Below are 21974 nucleotides of genomic sequence, written 5' to 3' on the forward strand. Positions count from 1 at the left end.
TTCCGACAAGGATGTGCTTTTAGCACTATGCAGGCGAGTCGCCCGCGCTCCCAGTGCTTTGTATTTGTCACGGTGAAAATTAATTACAAAAAAACGGCCTATTAAAAAATAGGCCGTTTTTTTTGTTACTGATTGCTAATAAGAGTAATTACTTATCTTTTGGCAATCCATTAAAACAGCTGGAATCAAAGCAAACTGCAGCGCTGCCTTTCAACTGTTGGTACTGAGGGTTATCGCGGAATTTTTCTCCCCAGCTTGAAACATCCAAAGGAATCACTTGTGGGTTGGCTAATAGTTGTTGATAACTTTCGACTAGCTGATCTTTAGTGACCGCTTCGACTGCCTGAGCAATTCTTTCTCGAAGATCAAAGCTGTAATCTTGCTCTTCGATACTGCCAAACAAGCGCCCATTTCTAGCAGCTAAGCTAGTGTCTTTCTTGCGAAGGTCGCCGATTAAGCCTTGCTTGTATTGCATTAAATCTGCATCTGAAAGCTCGCTCATTGCTTGGCTTTGCTGCTCAAGGAAAGCATCAATTCGTATAGTTAGTTCTTTCGGATCAGCCACTGGTGACTGAATTACAAATACCATACCTGGGCGATCTTCATAAGGACGAGGGCCAGCAAATACCACATAACCTAACTGCTGCTCAGTACGTAGTTGATTAAAGAATGGGCTGCGTATCATGCGGCCTAATAAACCAATTTCAGCACGTTTTTCAATGCTTTTAACTGGGCTCTGGTAATAGCGAATTAGTGTTGAATCAGCATGTTTAATATCTAAATCTAACTGATATTGACCGCGGCCTTGCAGTAAATTCAGTGATTCATCAAATCGTTCAGCTGGCTGGCTAGCTAACCAGCCATTGATTTGCTGCGCCTGATCTTTTGCTGTGTCAGCATCGATATTGCCAAAGAACAGCATTTCTTGATGCAGTTTTGAAAGCAATTGCTGGCGATATTTTTCAATTTGCTCTGGTGTTACCTGAGCCACTGCTTTTAGCAACTTGCTAGAATCCCAAGCGCGATTAAATAAAGCATCTCGCAAGCCTGACGAAGCCTGACGGAAAGGTTTATCAAAGGACTGGTTGTTAATATCTTCTTCCAGCTGATGACGTTCTAGCTCTAGAATTTCTGGATTAATCGGAGTGTTTTTTAGTGCTTCAACCACTGCTTTCATTAATACCAGCTGTTTATCGCTATAACCTGAAACTGATAAATTCAAACCTTCTCGACTAATAGACAACCCATAGCCAAGCCCTGCTTCGGCTGCTGGATAAGCGTATTCATTGAGACTACGGCGAACCAGAGAAGTTAATAATGAACCGTAAACTACATTTTCTGGTGATGCTGAAGCAACCGGTGTTGAAAGGCGTAGATTAATATAAGCCCGTGGTCGCTGGAATTTATTGTCATGCATAAACCAGGCAGTTAATCCCGGCTGATTAATTAATTGCTCCGGTTGTTGCTGGTCAGTAGCATCAATTACCTTGAGGTTTTCTGGTACAAACGGGTTAGCCTTAGCAATATCTAATGCTTGGTCTGGGCGCGCTTGCTCTAATTGCTTCAAATAGCTATTAGATAATGGTTTCATTGAAAATTTAGTGCCGTACCACTGCTCGCTTTGGTCGGTTTCAAGCCCTTTAGCAACCACAACTTGCCGCAAGTTTTGCGGGGTCATTCGCTCCAAATAATTATTAATTAATGCAGGAGAAAATGTTTCGAAGCGATAACCTTGTTTTAGCAGGTATTTGGCTGGGGTATTTTGCATTGCAGCCGCTAAGCCAGATGCAGTTCCAGAAGGACTGCCCTTGGATTGGAATTGAAAGCTTAAATCAGAAAGCTTGGTTTGTTCTTGGAAAATTGATTCTCGAATACCGCGGCTGTGAATTAAATGTAAATAGCCAAAAACTGTTTCAGTAATCGCATCGATATTTTCCAGCCCTGCAGGTGTCAGGCTCATATTAATGCTGAAGTTACTATATTCACCAGGAACATCACGACCACCAGCGCCTAAAGAATCAATCCAGCCTTTGCTTTTTAATAAACTGTGTAAACTACCTTGCCCTTCATGCCCTAACAGCTTGCCTAAATACTGCAATGGCTTTTCAGCTTCATGGCCAACTAATGTTGGTAGCGGAAATTCCAGTAATAAATCTCGAGTATCAGCAAGTGGCTCTAGATTAATTCGAACCCCCTTTTGTTTTGCGGTGTAAGGCTCAATACCAATTGAATTATCGGTTGATGGGCCTTCAGGCACACCTTTAAATGAAGCCATTGCCCAGCTTTCTAATGTATCTAAATCTTCTTTACCGGAGATCACAACACTCAGGTTGCCTGAAACATAATAGGTATCGTAAAAGTCTTTCAAGTCCTGCCACAGTGAAGTGCCATCTTCATTATTCAGTGTTTGCAGGTTACCAATCGAAAATTTGCTCGCTGGGTGCTCAGGGTTAGCGGTTTGGCCAAGTGCGAGGTAATTTCTCCAGCCATCTTCTTTGGCATGCAGTTTATATTCGGAATCGACTGCATTTCGCTCACGATCTACATATGCAGGGTCTAGCTTAGGCGATACGAAAAACTGAGCTAACTGATCGAGTGCTGGCTGTAATTGCTGGGCATTAATATCGAAAAAATAATTGGTGTGGGTGCGTGAAGTAAATGCGTTGGCCCCACCACCATTTGCCTGAATAAATTTGAAGTAGCCATCAACTTCTGGGTACTTGGCATTGCCAAGGAACAACATGTGCTCCAGAAAGTGCGCTAAACCATTGCGGTTATCAGGGTCTTGCCAACTGCCTGCTGCCACATTAACTGCCGCTGCGGCCTTATCGGCTTCTTCATCTGAAATGAGTAACAGCTGCATGCCGTTATCCAAGCTCAAATAACGATATTGACGCATATCCGCCGGACTTTTAATCACAATCTGGTCGGCTGGATTGGCTGCTTGGGTGACTGAATCTGCAACAGGATCCGCTGGATAAATTAGGTCAGTGACCGTTTTAATCGGGTTTTGTCCACAACCTGATAAAACCAGTGCACCGGAAATAACTAAAGGTAAAAGTCGAAGTTTGGGCATTCTGGATCCTGTCAGAGTTTAAATGTTGTTGAAAATTAATTGTTAAATGTATGGCTGATTTGCTGTGGCCAACACACCTGTTGGCACAACCTTTGAGCATAGCTATCTGTTTTGCTCTTGGCTGATACGGATATATGCCGACAATCAATCAGACTCAAGAATCAACCAAAATAGTCAAAGGGTAGTTTTAAATAGCGCTTTCAGATAACGGTTTAGACAAGGACGGTAACCCAAAGGTCAGGGCTTGTCTGTTATTTGATAATAGCGAGAAAAACAGAGCAACCATCTGCTGAGCAATCTATGGCTTTTATCTATAGCAGATGGTGCAACCGAATTAGAAGTTGTTCGATGGTTTTTTAGCGATGGTAATAAAAAATTATTGTTTTTTAATGAAATAGAGCAGCGGCTCAGACTCGATATCGCTGAAGATCATGTCATGACCAAGAAAATTGCAAAATTTAGGGATGTCACGCGTGGTCGCCGGATCGGTGGCAATCACTTTAAGAATTTCACCAGGCTGCATATCGCGCACAGCATTGTGCAGCATCATCACCGGTTCCGGGCAGTAGAGTCCCGAAGTGTCTAAAAGGTGCTGGTGCTCGGGCAAGTGGGTCGGTGATTCAGGTGTTGTGCTCATAGGGTGACAGTTTTTCTGCAGCAGTTTCAAAGTTGCGACTTATATTACACCACGAACGCTGTCTCGGCTGCCAATTGCTGCTTTGGGTGCTGCCGGTTATGATCCTTGTCATGCCCGCCAGCCACGTGGTTGTTATGACGCTGCAACAAAATCAGACTCAACAGCAAAACAAAAGCCAAACCCACCGTACTCTGCTATCAGAAAAAGCCTTACCGGCTGAACTTCAGCAACAGGCCGAGCAATCTTGGCAGCGCCTGCAAGAGCAGCATAGTGCTTTCGTACTATCAGAACAGCTACCGGAATCCTTGCACGAACCGCTATTAAAGCTGCTCGCTTTAAGTGATTTCGCATTGGAAACCTTGCTTAAGCATCCGCAGTTGCTCGAGCAATTGCAGCAAAGTGGTGAGCTCACTGATTCACCGTCGCCAGAAGTCATGGCGCAGCAAATGCAGCAGTTATTGGCGGAAGTTAATAACGAAGCCGAGTTAATGAAAGCACTACGTCAATATCGCACCCGTCATATGTTGGCGATTATCTGGCGTGACCTCCTAGCCGATTCACCGCTAAATCAGGTCTGCTTTGATTTATCGACCATGGCACGAATCTGTGTCGATCAAGCTCTGCAGTTGTTATATCAATGGCATTGTCGTGACTGGGGAACGCCGATTGGCGAAGAGTCAGGCTTACCGCAGCAGATGGTTGTGCTGGGTATGGGCAAGCTAGGTGCGGCTGAACTGAATTTATCTTCTGATATCGATTTAATCTTCAGCTGGCCAGAGCCGGGCATGACTCAAGGTGGTCGTCGCCAATTGGCTAATGAACAGTTTTTCACTCGGCTGGGTCAGGCATTAATTCGATCAATCAATACCCACAATGCCGATGGTTTTGTATTCCGGGTCGATATGCGACTTCGTCCCTATGGCGATAGTGGCGCCTTGGCCATGAGTTTTCCGGCAATGGAAACCTACTACCAAGAACAAGGGCGTGATTGGGAGCGCTACGCCATGATCAAGGCGCAGCCCATTAGTGGCCAAGCTGAAGATCGTGCAGAGCTCATGGCTTTACTGAAGCCTTTTGTATTCCGCCGTTATGTGGATTTTTCTGCGATAGAAGCGCTGCGCGACATGAAGCAGCTCATCAGCCGAGAACAGCGCCGCCGCGGCATGACCGATAATATTAAACTCGGCCCGGGTGGCATTCGAGAAATTGAATTTGTCGGCCAAGCTTGGCAGCTAATTCGCGGTGGTAAAGAGCCTGACCTGCAAGAACCTCGCTTACGAAAAATTCTGGCAATGCTGGCTGATAAACAAATTATGCCCACCGATGCGATTGATCAGTTGGACTCAGGCTATGAATTTTTACGCCGAGTTGAACATCGAATTCAAGCGATTGCCGATAAACAAACCCAGCAGTTACCCGACAATGAAAAAGACCAAGCGCGGATTGCCTATGCCATGGGTTTTGATAATTGGCCAGAATTTCGTCAGCGGTTAGAACAAATCACCAGCCAAGTGCACCTGCATTTTAATGATGTGATTGGCACGCCGGAGCCGGCACAAAAAGAAGCAGCAGATTTAGAACTGCGTTTGTTATGGCAAGAAGATACCGATGCCGAAAATGCCGTGCCATTAATGGAGCAGCTTTGCATTCAACAACCAGCTGAAGTGTGGCAGCAATTATTGGCACTAAAAGAAAGTCGTGGTTGCCGCTACATGGGTAAGCGTGGCCGAGAAAGAATGAAGCAGTTAATTCCCATGCTGCTGGCGGAACTGGGCCACCAAAAACAAGGTAAAGAAACCGCTGGGCGTGTATTCCGAGTGCTCGAAGCAATTTCTTGTCGTACTGCATATATCGAGCTGCTGGTGGAAAACCCGCAAGCGCTGGTTCACTTGGTTAGCCTGTGTAACAACAGCCTGTGGATTACTGAGCAATTAGCTCGCTTTCCAATGCTGCTTGATGAATTACTCGATACCCGAAATTTATACGCACTGAAAGACCGTAAAACTTTGTCCGATGATTTACGCCAGAGTTTATTGCGGGTGCCAGAAGATGACCAAGAGCGCCAGTTAGATGCCCTGCGCCAATTTAAATTGGCCCATGTGCTGCAAGTTGCTGCCGCCGATGTTACCGGCCACCTACCGATTATGAAGGTTTCAGACAGGCTGACTGACATTGCCGAAGTAGTGTTGGAATCGGTGCTGGAACAATCGGTTACTCATTTGTCACAACGGCATGGTTTGCCACAAAAAGCCGATGGTAGTTATGGCGTTGAATTTACCGTGATTGGTTATGGAAAAGTCGGTGGTTGGGAATTGGGTTATAGCTCAGACCTTGATTTGGTATTTGTTTCCGATGATTTTGCCGGTGTCACCAATGGCGATAAACCAGTCGACAACCAAGTGTTTTACACCCGACTTGGCCAGCGAATGATTCACTTGATGAATACTCGCTCGGCACTGGGTGAATTATATGAAGTGGATATGCGACTTCGGCCGTCAGGTAATTCCGGTTTGTTAGTCGCGTCATTAGAAGGTTTTGAAACCTACCAATTTAATGATGCCTGGACTTGGGAGCATCAATCACTCACTCGAGCTCGACCAGTTGCCGGTTCAATTGAATTAGCCCGGCGTTTTGAAGTAGTCCGCCAAAAAGTGCTCAGTCAAACGCGCGAGCCAAAAGTATTAAGAGAAACCGTGTGTGAGATGCGTGAAAAAATGCGTAAAGCATTAGGCTCGAAACCCTCATTGGCTGATGCAAAAGCTGCCAGTCAGTTTCATTTAAAGCAAGATCCAGGCGGTATCGCCGATATTGAATTTATGGTTCAATACTGGGTGTTATGCTGGTCAAATCAGCATCCACAGCTGATGCGCTGGACCGATAACATTCGGATTTTGGAAACCCTAGCGCAACAACAATTGTTGCCAGAACAAACTTGCGAGGCATTATCTAATGCTTATTGCGCGTTTCGCGCTAGGGGACACCGGCTGAGTTTGCAAAACCAGCCAGCACGGGCCGCGGCCGATGAATTTACTCAGCAAAGAGCATTAGTCGCTGAGCTTTGGACAAATGTCATGATTAATGGCGTGGTCATTAAATAGAAGTAACAAACTGTTCATTTTCGGGGTGGAAATGAACAGCACAAATAATTTATTTAACGATGCCTTTTTAGGAGAAGAAAAATGTCAATGGCGGATCGTGATGGCCTGATCTGGCTCGATGGTGAAATGGTTCCTTGGCGCGAAGCCAAGGTTCATGTGCTAACCCATACGCTGCATTATGGTATGGGGGTTTTTGAAGGTGTTCGTGCCTATGAAACACCAAAAGGGCCGGCAATTTTCCGGTTGCAAGACCACACCAAGCGTTTATTTAATTCTGCAAAAATTCTCGGAATGGATATGCCTTTTTCCGAAGATGAATTAAATGCTGCGCAGTTAGCAGTGGTTAAACAAAACAATTTATCTTCTGCCTATTTGCGCCCTATGTGTTTTTACGGCTCAGAAGGTATGGGTTTGCGAGCCGATAATTTAAAAACTCATGTAATGGTTGCTGCCTGGGAATGGCCTTCCTACATGGGTGAAGAAAATCTATCGCATGGTATTCGAATTAATACCAGCTCCTACACCCGCCATCACGTCAACATCACCATGTGTAAAGCCAAAGCGAATGGCAACTACATGAACTCGATGTTGGCGCTGCAAGAAGCACTGCGTAATGGTTATGACGAAGCACTGCTGCTAGACAACGAAGGTTACGTTGCAGAAGGCAGTGGCGAGAATATTTTTGTGATTACCAATGGTGAATTACATACGCCAGAGCTAACTTCCTGCTTAGACGGCATTACTCGTCGCACTATTATTCAGTTCGCTGAAGATTTAGGCATTACGGTTAAAGAGCGTCGTATTACTCGCGATGAAATTTATATTGCCGACGAAGCCTTCTTTACCGGCACCGCCGCCGAAGTCATGCCGATTCGTGAATTAGATGGCCGTAGTATTGGTTGTGGTTCACGCGGGCCGATTACCGAAAAACTGCAAAGCATGTATTTTGACCAAGTTAAAGGGCAAAGAGAAGAATATGCTGATTGGTTGGCGGTGGTTTAACACAGCTAAGTTAAAGTCAGTTTAAAATTGAAAGCCAGAGTGATTGCGATTTATCGTTAATGCTCTGGTTTTTTTGTGACCGGAGCGAGTGTTTTTTTGTAAAGGTTTCTGTTCAGCAGAATTTTGATGACATTTCAGCTAATTGATATCTTCAGAATCAAAACATAGTGTCATCTATAGGGCGTGAAAGATAAGCAATACCGCTAGAACAGAGGCTTCATGGCAAGGGAAAGCGGAGGTTGGCTTTCATGTTCACGGGGGAGGGTATGGAAAAATTTCCGTTGCCGTCTGGCTGTATAACGATGTGGTTGATATGCGCAAATCAATTAATGGCTTGTCAGCGCTGATCGAGCAACAATTGGAGTTGTCGCCAATGAGTGAGGCGCTGTTTGTGTTTTGTAATCGTCAACGAGATAAAATTAAACTGATAAAACATCCTACGAAACACATTATTATATCTGCAGTAGTAATCAGTTATCAGCAAAAGAGATACTATCAGCAGCCTGTCAGCATTGGCAGGTTGAGATCATGCATTGGACGCTGGACATGTATTTTAGAGAAGACGAGCAGCGAGCTAGAAAAAACCATAGTGCAGCAAATATGACAATTATGCGGCAAGTATCTATCAATTTATTAAAGCACGATAAAACGCCACGATTGAGTATGAAAAGAAAACGTTTGGTAACTTGAATGAAAGAAAGCTGCCTCGAAAAGTTGTTGTTTTTAAACATCTGGTCATGCGTTTACCCTGCCTACCATGGGCACTCAAATGACTTGTAGTAGGTCGCTTTCATTGATCGGTGATCTAATTTTGGACGGGTAAATGATTCAAAATTCCTTCTTTCCAGAAGTAACTTTCGGTTAACTATGCTGATTGGGTCAATTCCATATGAGATTAAAGAGAGCCAGCATAAGAAAATATACAATCTTTTCTGTGTATTTATGGTTGTAAGTTTTTTAGATAATATAAAAGCTTCTTCCGCAATCAAACTGATTAGCTGCCCGTAACTGGTTCTTTCGTTAATTAGGCTTTTGTCTATATGGGCATTTGGTTCAAAAGCAAAACCCATGCCTGTCGCGGGGGTGTCAAGAAAAGGTACAGTGCCTAGAGGGACGGTATCGTGAATGCAAAATGATAATGCATGATTTAACCTATGTGCTAGGTCTATTAAATCAGATAGTTTTTCAGCGTAAATGACGATAGCAACAGGATTGATTGGCAAACTGTAGAGAGGATTGCTGGTTGCTTTTAATCGAAAATCACCGCAATCTTTTTTAAGAAAAACTAAAGCTTCTCTTATAACTATCCCGATGCTAAACATCTTTGCTGATATGTACAGGCGGTGGCATAATACTTGGTTGTGATGGTAATTGAAGAGGATCCATGCGCTGCCTTTATAATAATCAAAAGATCTAACTTCTGTTGATTGATCTGTAGTTGAAAAATATTCAGATAATTTAACAAAGATATTCTTTTTAGGATAGTGTGTTATACCTTCTGAGATATCCTTAGTTGAAGAATGGATTCTAAAAAAATGCTCGTGGGAGGCGGCGGTTAAATATTTACCATTGTGTTGTGCATGTATATCATGATATGCACGAGTGTTTGGTTTCTTTAATTTTTTTTCAATAAAAGTTTCAAAAAAAATAGATAAATGATTATCTATGAGTGCTTTATTCCAAAACGTGCATGCCTCAGAAAGAAAATTCAAATCTTCTTTTGATCTGACTAATTGATACAGTACGGGAACAGAAAAAGGTATAAGTGGTTCGTGATGTATCCCGCTAAAGATAGAAGTTTTTTCAAGGAATGACAGTAGCTTAGCTAGTATAGGATGCTTAAAGTATGGCTTGACCATTTGATGTAAACCATTACTTCCAGAAACTGCAGCTGGCAAATGGTTTTGAAGTGTATCGCTATTTTCTCTTGGTAGATCGGTTATGTCCATACGGTTAAAGTCCATTTTGCCAATAATTTTTTTTAAAACCGAGTAATCCAATCTAAAATCGCTTCATTTAAAAACCGACCTGGTAATAACGCCGCTAATCCACCGGTTAACAGACTTAGACCGTAAGCACTTTTCATTAGTCGCTGGTGCCATTGGACTTTCTTTAATCGAATTGCAATAAATGCGCAGCTGGTGGTGGCTAAAATGAGCGTTGCTAGAATATGAATCCAGCTTAATTCATTGTTTTGTTGAATCCAGAAAGAAGTGATTGCGGTTGTTGTCATTAAAACAACCCAGCACCGCCCTAGCAGTTTGTGCACGGCAGTGCCTTTTGGTTTTGATAGCACCACTGCACCGGTGATGATCGCTAAGATGGCGACACAAAGATGAAAAAGCACTAGAGGAGGGATCAGCATTACTAACAACCTTAATCAAAATACTGTGGTTAAGGTTAGCTGACTGTTTTGATAATGATGAAATCGATATGAAAAAAAGCGCCAGTAACTAGAGCTACTGACGCTTTTTTTACATTAACGGTCAATCAATGATTAAACATTAGATGTTGTCGTTATTCATTGAGCCCATGTCATCTAGCTCAGCAACCGCATTATGGCGACGCTCACGAATGTATAAGTAAATGGTATGGCGAGATACTGACAAACGCTGAGCCACCATCGCAACAGATTCTTTAAAGTTGAAAGTACCGGTGTCGTACAAGCGGTAAACGATTTGACGGTTCTTTTGCTTGCTTGGAATTGACGGATCCTTGTTCACTTCATAGATCGTGTCACGGATATTCTTTTCCATCTGCTCTTCAGGGCTTTCTAGCAACATGCCTTCATCGCTACGAATTTCACCGGCAGGACCTGGGGTGAAGTTCTTGATGATGCTAGAGAAAGGCGCGTCTAGGTTGATGTTAATGCACATCAGAGCAACGATTTTGCCGTCAGTATTGCGAATCGCAATACTGGTACATTTCATTAACTCGCCGTTTTTGCTGCGAGTGAAATAGCTCTGAGAGAAGTGAGCACCCTTAGCGCGCATCTGATGCAACATGTGCAATGCCAGATCGGTAATCGGTGCGCCTTCGCCACGACCTGTTACATGACCATTGGCGATTTTAACAATCGAATGATCCAGATCTTCCAACGAGTGAAGGACGACTTCGCAGGTTGGGCCTAATAAATCACCCAGCGCTTCAACAATCGGCCCTGCGGATTCTAATACTGCTTTATCTGTAATTGTAAAATTAACCACTTGATTAAGATCGACTTTACCAAACATTTGCTACTCCAGATTAACAATGCCCTCGGCTTTTATGCTCTGTAGGGCTGATAACTATGATGATTTTAGTGGCGGTCAATAACAGCGACACGCCTTAATTTACTAAAGTGATGTCACCAAAAATCCCAATAGGATCGTAGCGACTAGAATATCGCTGAAAATATCATCAACCTTGATAAAGGTCACCCAAATTCAACAAATGATTATTGTGAAGCAAAATAATTTGAATTTATCACTTTAGAGATAGGTTCTGGGCTCAGAATATCCGTTTAAGTAAGTGGTTATTAACCATTTTGATAATGTGTTCTAAATAAGGTTCAACTTTTATCTGTTGCTGATAATTCAGTTGATTGTGGAGTGTTTGTCGGTTTTTTTGCATCGCGACCTGTTATAGGCTCAACAGAATTTAAATTTGAGGTCAAAAAATTAAACAAAGGCTGAGAAACCATCTCTGTTTTCTGATTCAGGTCATTAAATTTAGGAGCGTGTTGAATAGACTCAGTTGCTAAAGGGTTTTCTATATTACGAAGCGCATCACCGGTATACGGCATTGGATTAATTCGCTGGCTCGGTGAGGCACAAAGTTTAGAGGTTAGTCACTATGAACGCCGAATCCGGTATCGTCCCAGCAGCATGGCAAGGTTTTACAACCGGCGAATGGGTTGCTGAAATTAATGTTCGCAACTTTATCCAGCTTAACTACACCCCATATGAAGGCGACGAGTCTTTCTTAGCAGAAGCAACCGAAGCGACCAACAAGCTTTGGGAAGCGGTGATGGTTGGTATCCGTCAGGAAGACAGCACACACGCTCCGGTCGATTTTGACGAAAATACCCCTTCTACTATTACTTCGCACAAGCCTGGTTATATCAATCAGGATCTGGAAACCATCGTTGGTTTGCAGACAGATGCACCTTTAAAGCGTGCCATCATGCCTTACGGTGGTATCCGCATGGTTGAGGGTTCTTGCAAAGTTTATGGCAAGGAAATCAACCCACAAGTTAAAGAATTCTTTAATGCGCACCGCAAAACGCATAACCAAGGCGTGTTTGATGTTTACACCCCTGAAATTATTGCTTGCCGTAAGTCTGGCGTATTAACTGGTTTGCCTGATGCATATGGCCGTGGCCGTATTATTGGTGATTACCGTCGTGTTGCTCTGTACGGTATTGACCGCTTGATGAGTGATAAGCAAGCACAACACGCTTCTTTAGATGCGGCTGATTTTGATGCTGAATTAATGCAGCGTCGTGAAGAAATTGTCGAGCAGTACCGTGCGCTGGGTCAGTTGAAAGAAATGGCAGCGTCTTACGGTTTTGATATTTCAGTGCCAGCAGCTAATGCTCAAGAAGCTGTTCAGTGGACTTATTTCGGTTACCTGGCTGCAGTAAAAAGCCAAAACGGTGCCGCAATGTCTCTGGGCCGCGCTTCTACATTCATTGACATTTACATCGAGCGTGAATTAGCTGACGGTTCTTTGACTGAACAAAAAGCTCAGGAAATGATCGACCACTTCGTAATGAAGCTGCGTATGGTTCGTTTCTTGCGTACCCCTGAATATGATGAGTTGTTCTCAGGCGATCCTATCTGGGCAACGGAATCAATCGGTGGCATGGGCGTAGACGGACGTACTCTGGTATCAAAAACCAGCTTCCGTTTCTTGCATACCCTTTACACCATGGGCCCAAGCCCAGAGCCAAACATTACGGTTTTATGGTCTGAAGAGCTGCCAGTTGGCTTTAAAGAGTATTGTGCAAAAGTTTCTATCGAAACCAGCTCTATTCAATATGAAAACGATGATCTGATGCGTCCAGACATGGACAGCGATGATTATGCAATCGCTTGCTGTGTATCACCGATGGTGGTGGGTAAGCAGATGCAGTTCTTCGGTGCTCGCGCTAACTTGGCAAAAACTCTGATGTACGCCATCAACGGTGGTGTGGATGAGTTGAGCAAAGCTCAGGTCGGACCGAAGGGTGATGCAATCTCAACGGAAGTTCTGGAATTTGACGATGTAATGGGTCGTTTGGATAACTTCATGGATTGGCTGGCGACGACTTATGTTAAGGCCTTGAACTGCATTCACTACAGCCATGATAAGTATTCATACGAAGCCGTTCAGTTGGCGCTACATGACCGTGACGTTAAGCGTACTATGGCTTGTGGTATTGCTGGATTGTCTGTTGCAGCTGACGCGTTATCTGCGATCAAGTTTGCCAAGGTTAAGCCAATCCGTGACGAAGACGGCATTGCGACTGACTTTGAAATTGAAGGCGACTTCCCTAAATTCGGTAACAACGATGACCGTGTTGATGGATTAGCAGTTGATCTGGTTGAGCGCTTCATGGCTAAGATCCGTACTCACAAGATGTACCGTGATGCGACGCCTACCCAGTCAGTTTTGACCATCACTTCTAACGTGGTTTATGGCAAGAAGACTGGTAATACTCCAGACGGTCGTCGCGCTGGCGAACCATTTGGTCCAGGCGCTAACCCAATGCATGGCCGTGACACTAGCGGTGCGGTAGCTTCTTTAAGTTCTGTTGCAAAACTTCCGTTTGCCTCAGCACAAGATGGTATTTCTTATACCTTCTCTATGGTGCCAAAGGCGTTGGGTAAGTTTGAGCAAGAGCAAAAGCAAAACCTGGTTAGCTTGATGGATGGTTATTTCTTCAATGATACTTGCGGTCCAAAGCCGGGTACTCGTGAAGGTGGTCAGCACTTGAACGTTAACGTGTTGAACCGTGAAACTCTGGTTGATGCCATGGCACATCCTGAAAATTATCCAAGCCTGACTATCCGTGTTTCTGGCTATGCAGTGCGCTTTAACTCACTGACTGATGCACAAAAGCAAGATGTAATTAGCAGGACCTTTACACAGTCTATTTAATTTTAGATCGTGTAAATGTTTCGAATCTCAGCTGGCGGTGTTCTTTCTAAAAGAAACCGTCACCTGAAAGATTACTTACCTGCTAGCATTCGCTGTTAGCAGGTATTTTTTTATTCGAAACTATTAAAAGTACTTGCGGTGTAAATGCCAGTATTAGAAACAGTAAATATTAGATGGTTAAAGGTTGCATTTATGATTAAAGGTCGCGTTTATTCCACAGAATCTTTTGGCGCCGTTGATGGGCCAGGCGTTCGCTTTATTGCATTTTTACAAGGCTGTCATATGCGTTGTAAATATTGTCATAACCGCGATAGCTGGGATCGTAAAGGCGGAGAAGAACGAGACGTTGAATCATTAATGTCAGAAATTATCTCGATTAAACCTTTTCTAAGAAAAGGTGGAGTAACCGTTTCTGGTGGTGAGCCATTATTACAACCTGAATTTGTTGCTGAGATTTTTCGTCGTTGTCATGAGGAAGGTTTGCATACTTGTCTGGATACTAACGGGCTAGTGATGCGCCGAACGCCGGCAATAGTCAAAGCGATTGCTGAATCAGATCTGATTTTGCTCGATTTAAAACAAGCCGATGCAGCAAAACATAAAGAATTAACACTAACCAATAACCGCCCAGTATTAGAATTTGCCGAATACTTAACTTCTATTAACAAGCCAGTTTGGGTGCGTTATGTGGTGGTTCCGGGTTGGACCGATTCTTTAGAAGATGCCGAAAAACTGGCAGATGTACTACTGAAAATGACCAACCTCGAGCGACTAGATCTATTGCCTTATCACAGCATGGGGGAATGGAAGTGGGAGCAGGCAGGTGTCGAAAATCCATTGCTTGGTGTTAATCCACCGCCCGCCGCAACGATGAATCGGTTGAAAGACTTTTTTAAAAGCAAAGGTATTCCGGTGAGTTAAATCGCTGCAAATGCTGGTTGATGTTCAATTAACCAGATCAAGAACTAGACCAGACGATAGAAAGTCTACGCGGGCAAATCGGCCAAAAAATGTTCGAGAGTTGGCAGTTAGATACAGAACTCGCTGACGTTTGTATCGGTTCGGGCAATTGGATGCGAGATGAAACCGCACAGCTGGATTATACCGATTTGATCAATATCGCTGAGTTATTCAGTTTTATTGGACAACCAGAACAGTCTAATTTGCCACCACTACATCAAGTGCCAGCGATGGTGAGGTTTGGTATAGCAGCTCCCTCTCTGGAAACCAGCATGATCATACTGGAGCAAGCCAAAGAAGATATTGCAGAGGTTGAGCAACTACTTCGAGGTTGATACGTTTGCAATAAAGCGAATGCTTTTAAAGCATCCGCTTTTTAAAGTGGGTGTTTTGCTATGGAGTGAGCGATTGTTTATATTTGTCGAATCAATGTTTATCAGGAGTTTCATTGGACATCAATTCCCATGCCATTCAGGCGCTTCAGGTTTTGCGACAACAAGAAAAGTTTATTGAAGATAAACAACTTTTTTACTCTGGCGCACCTGATGAGGCAACACGAAAGAAGGTTGAAGCGATCATAAACAAAACGCTGTACTTTCTAATCGCCGCTAAAAGTGAGCAATTTACCGAGGCACAGTTTTGGGCAGTGTTGGAATTTGTTGCGAGTCAATTTGCTTCGATGGATTCAGAAGAAATGGATCGAGCGCTAGGCTACATGGAGCAGATGATGCAAATCGTCGGCATTGAAAGCTCGCAGGGGCGACTGAACGAATGGCGCTATCGCTTTGATCCTGAGGTATTGTGGTAATTGTAAAACCCATATCCAAAATTACACCGCTACAAAGCTGCCTGTAAATTCAAATGTATTGGGTTGGATAATGGCTGGGTTTTTAGAGGATTTGTTATATTTCCCTTTAGATTCTTATCACCTACAGTCTGCTGTTAATATTTGATTTTAATATATTGTTTTTGTTTTGAACAAGTTTTGAAAAATAAGTCTTTAACAAGCTCTTAGCTCAGACTTTATTCGCTGTAATCCCCATTAAATTTAAACCAATTAAATGTAGTTCTATCTATTTCAATTAAATGGTTAGATAAAAATATAGTTAACCATTGTTACGGTGTTTCTGGCTCCAGAGTACAAGTGGATCGTAGTGAATATCTTGAAAGTAGTGAGTTCGTTACATAATTAGATTTAGCGATGAAATTAACAACAGTAGTATTGTTGATGGTGATTCTGTTGCTATATCGATCGCAGGTATTTCATACAGGTTTTAATTATTTTCAATAAAAAGCCCCGCTGGTATTAATCAGCGGGGCTTTTTATTGGAATAAAGACTACATCATATGATTGTGCGGACGCGGGTCTTCATTAAAGTCTGGCTGGCGATCATTTTCATCTTCGTAATAGTCGTCATCCTCATCATTGTCCAAATCCAGTACCATCGGTACGGTATCAGCTTCTGAATAAGGTTGAGGCGCTGTCGTTTGATGATTCGCCTGAGCCAATGCCTGCTTTTGTTCTTCTCGAACTCGGTAGCGAGCTTCTTCGAGAATCGACTCATAGTCGTGCTCAGCTAGGGCTTCTCGCGCCGCTTCCATAAAGCGGGTCGACAAATTCTTCAGCTGATCGTTTTGCTCATGGCAGTGACGAATCAAACGATTCATGTGCTCGAGCCGTTGCTTAAGCTGGCCCTGTGCAAAACGGAAACTACGATAAACATTGGCTGGTAAGCGTCCGCCAGCGGCATTCATACGACCACGGAAGAAATCATCCAACAACAGCGATGCTTGTTCGACACGAGATTTAGCTGGAATCAGTCGGCGTAATTCAGACTCAGGAGAGTCGCCGCGTAATTTCCATTCAGGCAAGCCAAGCAGCTCAGAAACTTCGCGGGGCATTAGCGTAGATTCACGAACCGGACGACCCACATCAACTTCAGTTCGGACAACCGTCCAACTAGAAGGTGCATGAATTGCCAGTTTGACAATACCTGGTGAGACGACTTCATCGAGATAGATGAAAATGCCGAACTCTTGCAGATCTTCACAAGCTTTTTCTGGCGAAACCTGCTCTGCCGGACGGAAGATCAGACTTTGGCCTTGTTGACGGGTTAAGTACAACTTGTGATGACGAGCGCCGGGGCCACTTTCTATATCAGCATGTCGGTCTGGTTGCCAAGTACGAACAAAGCATCCATCAGGTACCCGAAAGCGATAGCGGAAAAATTCTTCTTCTTCGTTATCTGAAACATCAGTCACGGTGACATTCAGATCAGGATGGTTTCGCAGGCTTAACGCCGTACCCGCGGGACTCATGCCATTTTTCAAGGTCAGCATAATATGACGTTCACTGTCGATATATATGCCTCGCTTACGAGGAGCAGACTGCCAGGACTGCTGTTGCTCACCCGGTTGAGTATAGTTATTCAACGCTATCTCCTGTCTATCTAACATATGACTCTCATGGAGCCGTACCCTGACAACTTTGCCACGATGGGCTGTTGTTTCTTTTGTTCACGATTCGGGCACTTACTGCAACGGATTCTGCCACTGTCAAGCGATGATCGCTACTACTAAGCGCAGTTTGACTGATGATTACGAACCAAGCTATATGAACATATTCTCATATTTTGCCGGTTTGGCAACCAATTCCAATAGCTTAATAACACGTTTGTTATTTGCATCAACCGGCTTGATTAGTGGCCGGGTACAAAAAAGCCGATCATAAGATCGGCTTTTTTTTAACGTTCGATGCAACTAAAACGCATCAAGCGACATAAATATGCAGATCCAATCTACCTCTAAATTTCTGATAGATTGATTGCGGATTGTCACTTTTTAGCCATTTCCAATAACTTTTTGAATGCTATCGGTTAATCTGAATTCAGATTAGTGAGCGTGGCCGTGCTCGATTTCTTCAGCAGTCGCTTCGCGAACACTTAAAACCTTCACTTCAAAAGTCAGGGTCTTGCCAGATAAAGGATGGTTTGCATCAACGGTGACTTCATCACCTTCAATTGCAACAACCATAATCATCTGTGGACCTTGAGGGCCTTCTGCTTGAAATTGCATGCCTGGCTCAATTTGGTCAACACCTTGGAAAGCTTCACGAGGTACAACCTGAACACCTTCTTCATGACGCTCGCCATACGCCTTTTCAGGTGCAACATTAACCGTCAACTCTGCGCCATCGGTTTTACCAACTAAGGCTTCTTCTAAACCAGGAATAATGTTGCTAGCGCCGTGCAGATAAACTAAAGGCTCGCCTTCTGGTGATTGGTCAACTACTTCGCCAGATTCTAAAGTTAATTTGTAATCGATGCTGACGACCGAGTTGTTTCCAATTAAAAGCATTTGGTTTTCCTTTATCAGGATGAAAAACAGCCACAACCGCGATGTGACCCAGTGCTACACATTGCACCAGTTCTCGAACCAGAACACAAATCTGATTCAAAAAATCTGCAGCTTTTTCTATTTTTGATTAAATGCAGCAGAGATAAAATCTACAACACTTGTACCAGACGAATCCCGATATCTGCTTGTTTGCTGGTAGGAACTGCCAAGCTTCTGTATAGCTGGCGAGTAGTTGCTGGTGCGGTTTGCCATGACCCGCCTCGAACTACGGTCATGGTCATCTCACAACGAAAATTCCATGGCTTGCCATCTTCCGGCAACCGATCAAGCTGGTTATGCCAACAATCATTGGTCCATTCCCGAACATTACCCGGCATGTTGAAAATGCCGAACTGGTTGTATTTTAAATGCCCCGCTACTGCAGGGTGACGATCTGTTGCTGGCACTTTGCAGCCGTTACATACCGCTAGGCCTGTTTTGAACTTATCACCCCACCAAAATTTTTGATGAATTCCAGCGCTAGCGGCATAAATCCATTCTGACTCGCTGGGCAGTCGATAAACTTCTCCAGTTTTTTTACTTAGCCAGTTGGCGTAAGCCATTGCTTCAGCCTGGGAGATGCAGGTGATCGGTAATTTGCTGGATACCTGTTTGAAACAGCTGGGCATTTCTTGCTGGGTCGCCCTAGCAAATTCAAACCATTGATTACGACTGACTTCGCGCCGGCTAATCGCAAAAGAGGGTAGGGTGACAACACGGTCTGGTTGTCCAATAACGGGAATGACCAGAACACCAGGCGGCAGTCGAATCATTTCTGGTGCAAGAATGTCTTTGCCATTTTTATCTTTGCCGAGCTTGTCGGAAAAACTCAGTTTATTTGCCAGCTTTTCTGGTAATTGAATGCCGGGCACTAATGTTTGTGCTGCTTCTATATAGCCATCGGTTTTTGCCGGTGATTTTGGCCAAGCTGAAGCGGCCAGAATGAAATATTTCATGGCAATCTGTCGGATGCCTTGCAAGGCTTTATTATTTTCTGGCTGTAATTTTAAAACTTGACGATATTTTTCCAGTGCATTTCTGCCACGAGGGCTAGTCAAGCGAACAGCTTTAACGTCTGCTCGTGCTGCTTGCAGTAAACTAGCAATTTGCTGTTTTTGTTCGGCGCTAATTAGTGGTTTTTCTGGTACAGGATTTTCAATCACAGCGGGTTTATTTGAAGCGGTCGCAGCAAGTGAAATAACGGGGATGGCACTAAAAAGCAGGCAGCCTAAAAATAAGATTGGCTTGAGCCAGCTGCCACTAACAGGTGCATTGTTATCAGGCCGGTAGTGTGTGCGGTTGTTGGTCATAGCAATAAATGTAGTGGATTGGCTAGGCATATGGTGCTCGCGGTAAATCTTCTGTGTTTATCTTGCCCAGCCAAAACAGGCTGGGCAAGCAAATTTATCAATACTCACAAAGTGTGCAGATTTGCTTAAGTGAATTAGAAAATCTGCAGATCGTAACGGCATCCAGCCTCCATGCGAAATACAGGATATCTCTATAAATAAAAAAGCCACGTTTGATTAAACGTGGCTTTGATTTTTTAGTGCAAGGATTAACCAGCCAGTTTTTTAATCAGATAGTCTTGAGCTGACATCCGCTCTTCACTTTCATTAGGTTGATTTCTAACATAACTACCATCAGGTTGAAGTACCCAACTCATACAGTTATCGGCCAAGAATGGCGTTAAACCAAAGCGAATGATCTTTTCTGAAATTCTCTGGTTTTCAAAAGGAAATAAGATTTCTATTCGTCGATAGAAATTTCGTTCCATCCAATCGGCGCTGGAGGCGTAGACCAAAGGTTTTCCATCATTATGGAAATAATAAATTCGAGTGTGCTCTAGAAAACGACCGGCAATTGAGCGCACGGTGATATTTTCAGAAACACCTTCAATACCTGGGCGAAGGCTGCAAATACCCCGAACAATCAAATCAATTTTTACACCGGCTTGAGAGGCCTTGTATAAAGATTGAATCATTCGCTTATCTGTCAGCTGATTCATCTTAGCGATAATTTTACCCGTTTTGCCGTTAAGGGCATTTTCGGTTTCTGTATCAATTAGTCGGCTGAACTGTTTGTGCAAGGTAAAAGGCGCGCTATAGAGCTTCTTGAGGCGAGTTGCCTTACCCATGCCGGTTAATGTCTGGAAAACATAATGCATATCTTCGCCGAGTTGCTCGTCGCAACTCATTAAGCCGACATCTGTGTATAACTTGGCGGTACTAGTGTGATAATTGCCAGTTCCCAGGTGGACATAGCGGCGTAATTTATCGCCTTCACGGCGAACTACCATCATCATTTTGGCGTGGGTTTTATGGTTAGAAACGCCATAAACCACCATCGCACCGGCTTCATGTAGTTTGTCAGCCAGTCGGATGTTATCGGCTTCATCAAAGCGTGCTCGAACTTCGATAACAGCAGTCACTTCCTTGCCAGCTCTTGCTGCTTCAACCAAGGCCTTTACAATTGCTGAGTCAGAACCCGTCCGATACACCGTTTGTTTGATTGCTAAGACTTCTGGATCACGAGCCGCTTGCCGCAGCAATTGCACCACCGGATTAAAGCTGTGATAAGGGTGATAAAGCCAGATGTCCTGCTTTTGAATCGCCTTGAAAATATTATCTCGACGATCTAGCGGTTGCGGCATCGACTGGTGCAGTGCTGGATATTTTAGGTCCGGGCGAGACATCATATCGATCACAGGCATTAGACGAGACAGGTTAACTGGCCCCTCTACCTGATAAAGGTCGACTCGACTTAGGTTGTATTTGCTCATCAGGTAATCAGAAATTTCTGGCGGGCAGTTATCTGCGACCTCCAGACGTACCGCGTCACCATAATGGCGCTGTGCTAATTCACCGCGTAGGGCGTGAGCAATGTTATCAATTGAGTCTTCATCAACGAACAGGTCGCTATTTCGGGTAACCCGGAACTGATAACAGCCGTTGACCTTCATGCCGTGGAATAAATCATCGGCAAAAGCGTGAATCACCGAAGATAAAAAGACAAAGCGATCACCGCCGCCGCTGACTTCATCTGGCAAACGAACCGCGCGAGGTAGCGAGCGAGGCGCATGGACTATAGCCAGTCCTGAGTCACGACCGAAAGCATCTTTACCTTCCAGCGACATCATGAAGTTCAGACTTTTATTGACCACTCGCGGAAATGGGTGAGATGGATCCAGCCCAATAGGAGTGACTACCGGTAAAACCTGTCGTGTGAAGTAACTCTTGATCCATTCTGTTTGTTGTTCGGTCCAGTCACGGCGACGAACAAAATGAATGTTTTCTTTTTCGAGTAGCGGGAGTAGTACTTCATTTAGCGCTAGGTACTGCTCGCTGACCAATGTATGGCAGGTGTCGCTGACTTTCTGCAATGTTTCTTCGGGTGGCATGCCATCAGCACCAATTTTTTGAGTATTGGTAATGATTTGCTGCTTAAGGCCTGAAACTCGAACTTCAAAAAATTCATCAAGGTTACTAGAGCATATTGCCAGAAATTTAACCCTTTCCATTAAGGGCAGGCTTTCGTCGAGTGCTAATTCAAGCACTCGACGATTAAATTCCAGCAGGCTCAATTCCCGATTAATGAATAGCTCTGTGCTGTGCAAATCAATTGGATCCATGGCCCACCTGGCTCTATTTAGTATTATTTTAACGTATGAATTTTTTGCCTG

16 protein-coding genes and 2 pseudogenes are annotated in these 21974 nt (G+C 43.9%); 8 read left to right on the top strand and 10 right to left on the bottom strand.

From position 1 onward, the window contains the following. Positions 1–148 precede the first annotated feature (148 nt). Together DC094_RS16395 and tusA are read right to left on the bottom strand one after the other, a co-directional pair. Positions 149–3076: an insulinase family protein gene (locus DC094_RS16395; protein ID WP_116688209.1), complete on the bottom strand. Its 2928-nt coding sequence runs from the start codon at positions 3074–3076 to the stop codon at positions 149–151. A gap of 376 nt (positions 3077–3452) precedes the next feature. Then, a complete protein-coding gene (gene tusA, locus DC094_RS16400) occupies positions 3453–3713 on the bottom strand; it encodes a sulfurtransferase TusA (protein WP_116688210.1) in 261 nt (86 codons plus the stop codon). Positions 3714–3811: 98 nt separating this feature from the next. On the opposite strand from tusA, the gene glnE reads away from it, so the two are divergent. From glnE to DC094_RS22285, 4 genes and pseudogenes are all read left to right on the top strand, one after another. Further along, complete coding sequence (gene glnE / locus DC094_RS16405; protein WP_241504076.1) at positions 3812–6811, top strand: bifunctional [glutamate--ammonia ligase]-adenylyl-L-tyrosine phosphorylase/[glutamate--ammonia-ligase] adenylyltransferase; 3000 nt, start codon at positions 3812–3814, stop codon at positions 6809–6811. Between the two features lie 81 nt (positions 6812–6892). Further along, the gene (locus DC094_RS16410) at positions 6893–7813 is read left to right on the top strand and encodes a branched-chain amino acid transaminase (RefSeq protein WP_116688211.1); all 921 of its coding nucleotides are present in this window, start codon (positions 6893–6895) and stop codon (positions 7811–7813) included. A gap of 292 nt (positions 7814–8105) precedes the next feature. Continuing rightward, a pseudogene (tnpB, locus tag DC094_RS22890) lies at positions 8106–8246 on the top strand (IS66 family insertion sequence element accessory protein TnpB); the annotation flags it as partial. A 5-nt stretch (positions 8247–8251) separates the two neighbouring features. After that, a pseudogene (locus DC094_RS22285) lies at positions 8252–8503 on the top strand (transposase); the annotation flags it as partial. A 62-nt stretch (positions 8504–8565) separates the two neighbouring features. Here the strand turns inward: DC094_RS22285 and DC094_RS16425 are convergent. The 4 genes from DC094_RS16425 to DC094_RS16440 all read right to left on the bottom strand — a co-directional run bounded on the left by DC094_RS16425 (position 8566) and on the right by DC094_RS16440 (position 11597). Beyond that, positions 8566–9762 carry a hypothetical protein gene (locus tag DC094_RS16425; RefSeq protein ID WP_133245584.1) on the bottom strand — a complete coding sequence of 399 codons (1197 nt, stop codon included), beginning with the start codon at positions 9760–9762 and terminating at the stop codon, positions 8566–8568. 32 nt (positions 9763–9794) lie between these two features. Then, positions 9795–10178: a DUF2306 domain-containing protein gene (locus DC094_RS16430; protein WP_116688214.1), complete on the bottom strand. Its 384-nt coding sequence runs from the start codon at positions 10176–10178 to the stop codon at positions 9795–9797. 139 nt (positions 10179–10317) lie between these two features. Beyond that, positions 10318–11046 (bottom strand): helix-turn-helix transcriptional regulator, encoded by a 729-nt coding sequence (locus DC094_RS16435; RefSeq protein WP_116688215.1) that lies wholly within the window; start codon positions 11044–11046, stop codon positions 10318–10320. Between the two features lie 317 nt (positions 11047–11363). After that, entirely contained in the window at positions 11364–11597 is a 234-nt protein-coding gene (locus DC094_RS16440) for a hypothetical protein (protein WP_116688216.1), read from the bottom strand. Positions 11598–11647: 50 nt separating this feature from the next. Between DC094_RS16440 and pflB the strand changes: the two genes are divergently transcribed. The 4 genes from pflB (at position 11648) to DC094_RS16460 (ending at position 15704) form a co-directional block, all read left to right on the top strand. Further along, a complete protein-coding gene (gene pflB, locus DC094_RS16445) occupies positions 11648–13936 on the top strand; it encodes a formate C-acetyltransferase (RefSeq protein WP_116688217.1) in 2289 nt (762 codons plus the stop codon). Between the two features lie 192 nt (positions 13937–14128). Beyond that, positions 14129–14857: a pyruvate formate-lyase-activating protein gene (gene pflA / locus DC094_RS16450; RefSeq protein ID WP_116688336.1), complete on the top strand. Its 729-nt coding sequence runs from the start codon at positions 14129–14131 to the stop codon at positions 14855–14857. 89 nt (positions 14858–14946) lie between these two features. Beyond that, the gene (locus DC094_RS16455) at positions 14947–15231 is read left to right on the top strand and encodes a hypothetical protein (RefSeq protein WP_116688218.1); all 285 of its coding nucleotides are present in this window, start codon (positions 14947–14949) and stop codon (positions 15229–15231) included. Positions 15232–15344: 113 nt separating this feature from the next. Continuing rightward, complete coding sequence (locus DC094_RS16460) at positions 15345–15704, top strand: DUF4844 domain-containing protein (RefSeq protein WP_158527363.1); 360 nt, start codon at positions 15345–15347, stop codon at positions 15702–15704. Between the two features lie 530 nt (positions 15705–16234). On the opposite strand, the gene DC094_RS16465 is transcribed toward DC094_RS16460, so the two are convergent. The 4 genes from DC094_RS16465 to ppk1 all read right to left on the bottom strand — a co-directional run bounded on the left by DC094_RS16465 (position 16235) and on the right by ppk1 (position 21923). Then, entirely contained in the window at positions 16235–17329 is a 1095-nt protein-coding gene (locus DC094_RS16465) for a hypothetical protein (RefSeq protein WP_116688220.1), read from the bottom strand. Between the two features lie 459 nt (positions 17330–17788). Then, complete coding sequence (locus tag DC094_RS16470; RefSeq protein ID WP_116688221.1) at positions 17789–18253, bottom strand: FKBP-type peptidyl-prolyl cis-trans isomerase; 465 nt, start codon at positions 18251–18253, stop codon at positions 17789–17791. Positions 18254–18402: 149 nt separating this feature from the next. Continuing rightward, entirely contained in the window at positions 18403–19632 is a 1230-nt protein-coding gene (locus DC094_RS16475; RefSeq protein WP_116688222.1) for a formylglycine-generating enzyme family protein, read from the bottom strand. Positions 19633–19850: 218 nt separating this feature from the next. After that, a complete protein-coding gene (gene ppk1, locus DC094_RS16480; protein ID WP_116688223.1) occupies positions 19851–21923 on the bottom strand; it encodes a polyphosphate kinase 1 in 2073 nt (690 codons plus the stop codon). Positions 21924–21974 lie beyond the last annotated feature (51 nt).

The sequence above is a fragment of the Pelagibaculum spongiae genome (assembly GCF_003097315.1).
In the GTDB taxonomy this organism is placed as follows: Bacteria; Pseudomonadota; Gammaproteobacteria; order Enterobacterales; family Pelagibaculaceae; genus Pelagibaculum; species Pelagibaculum spongiae.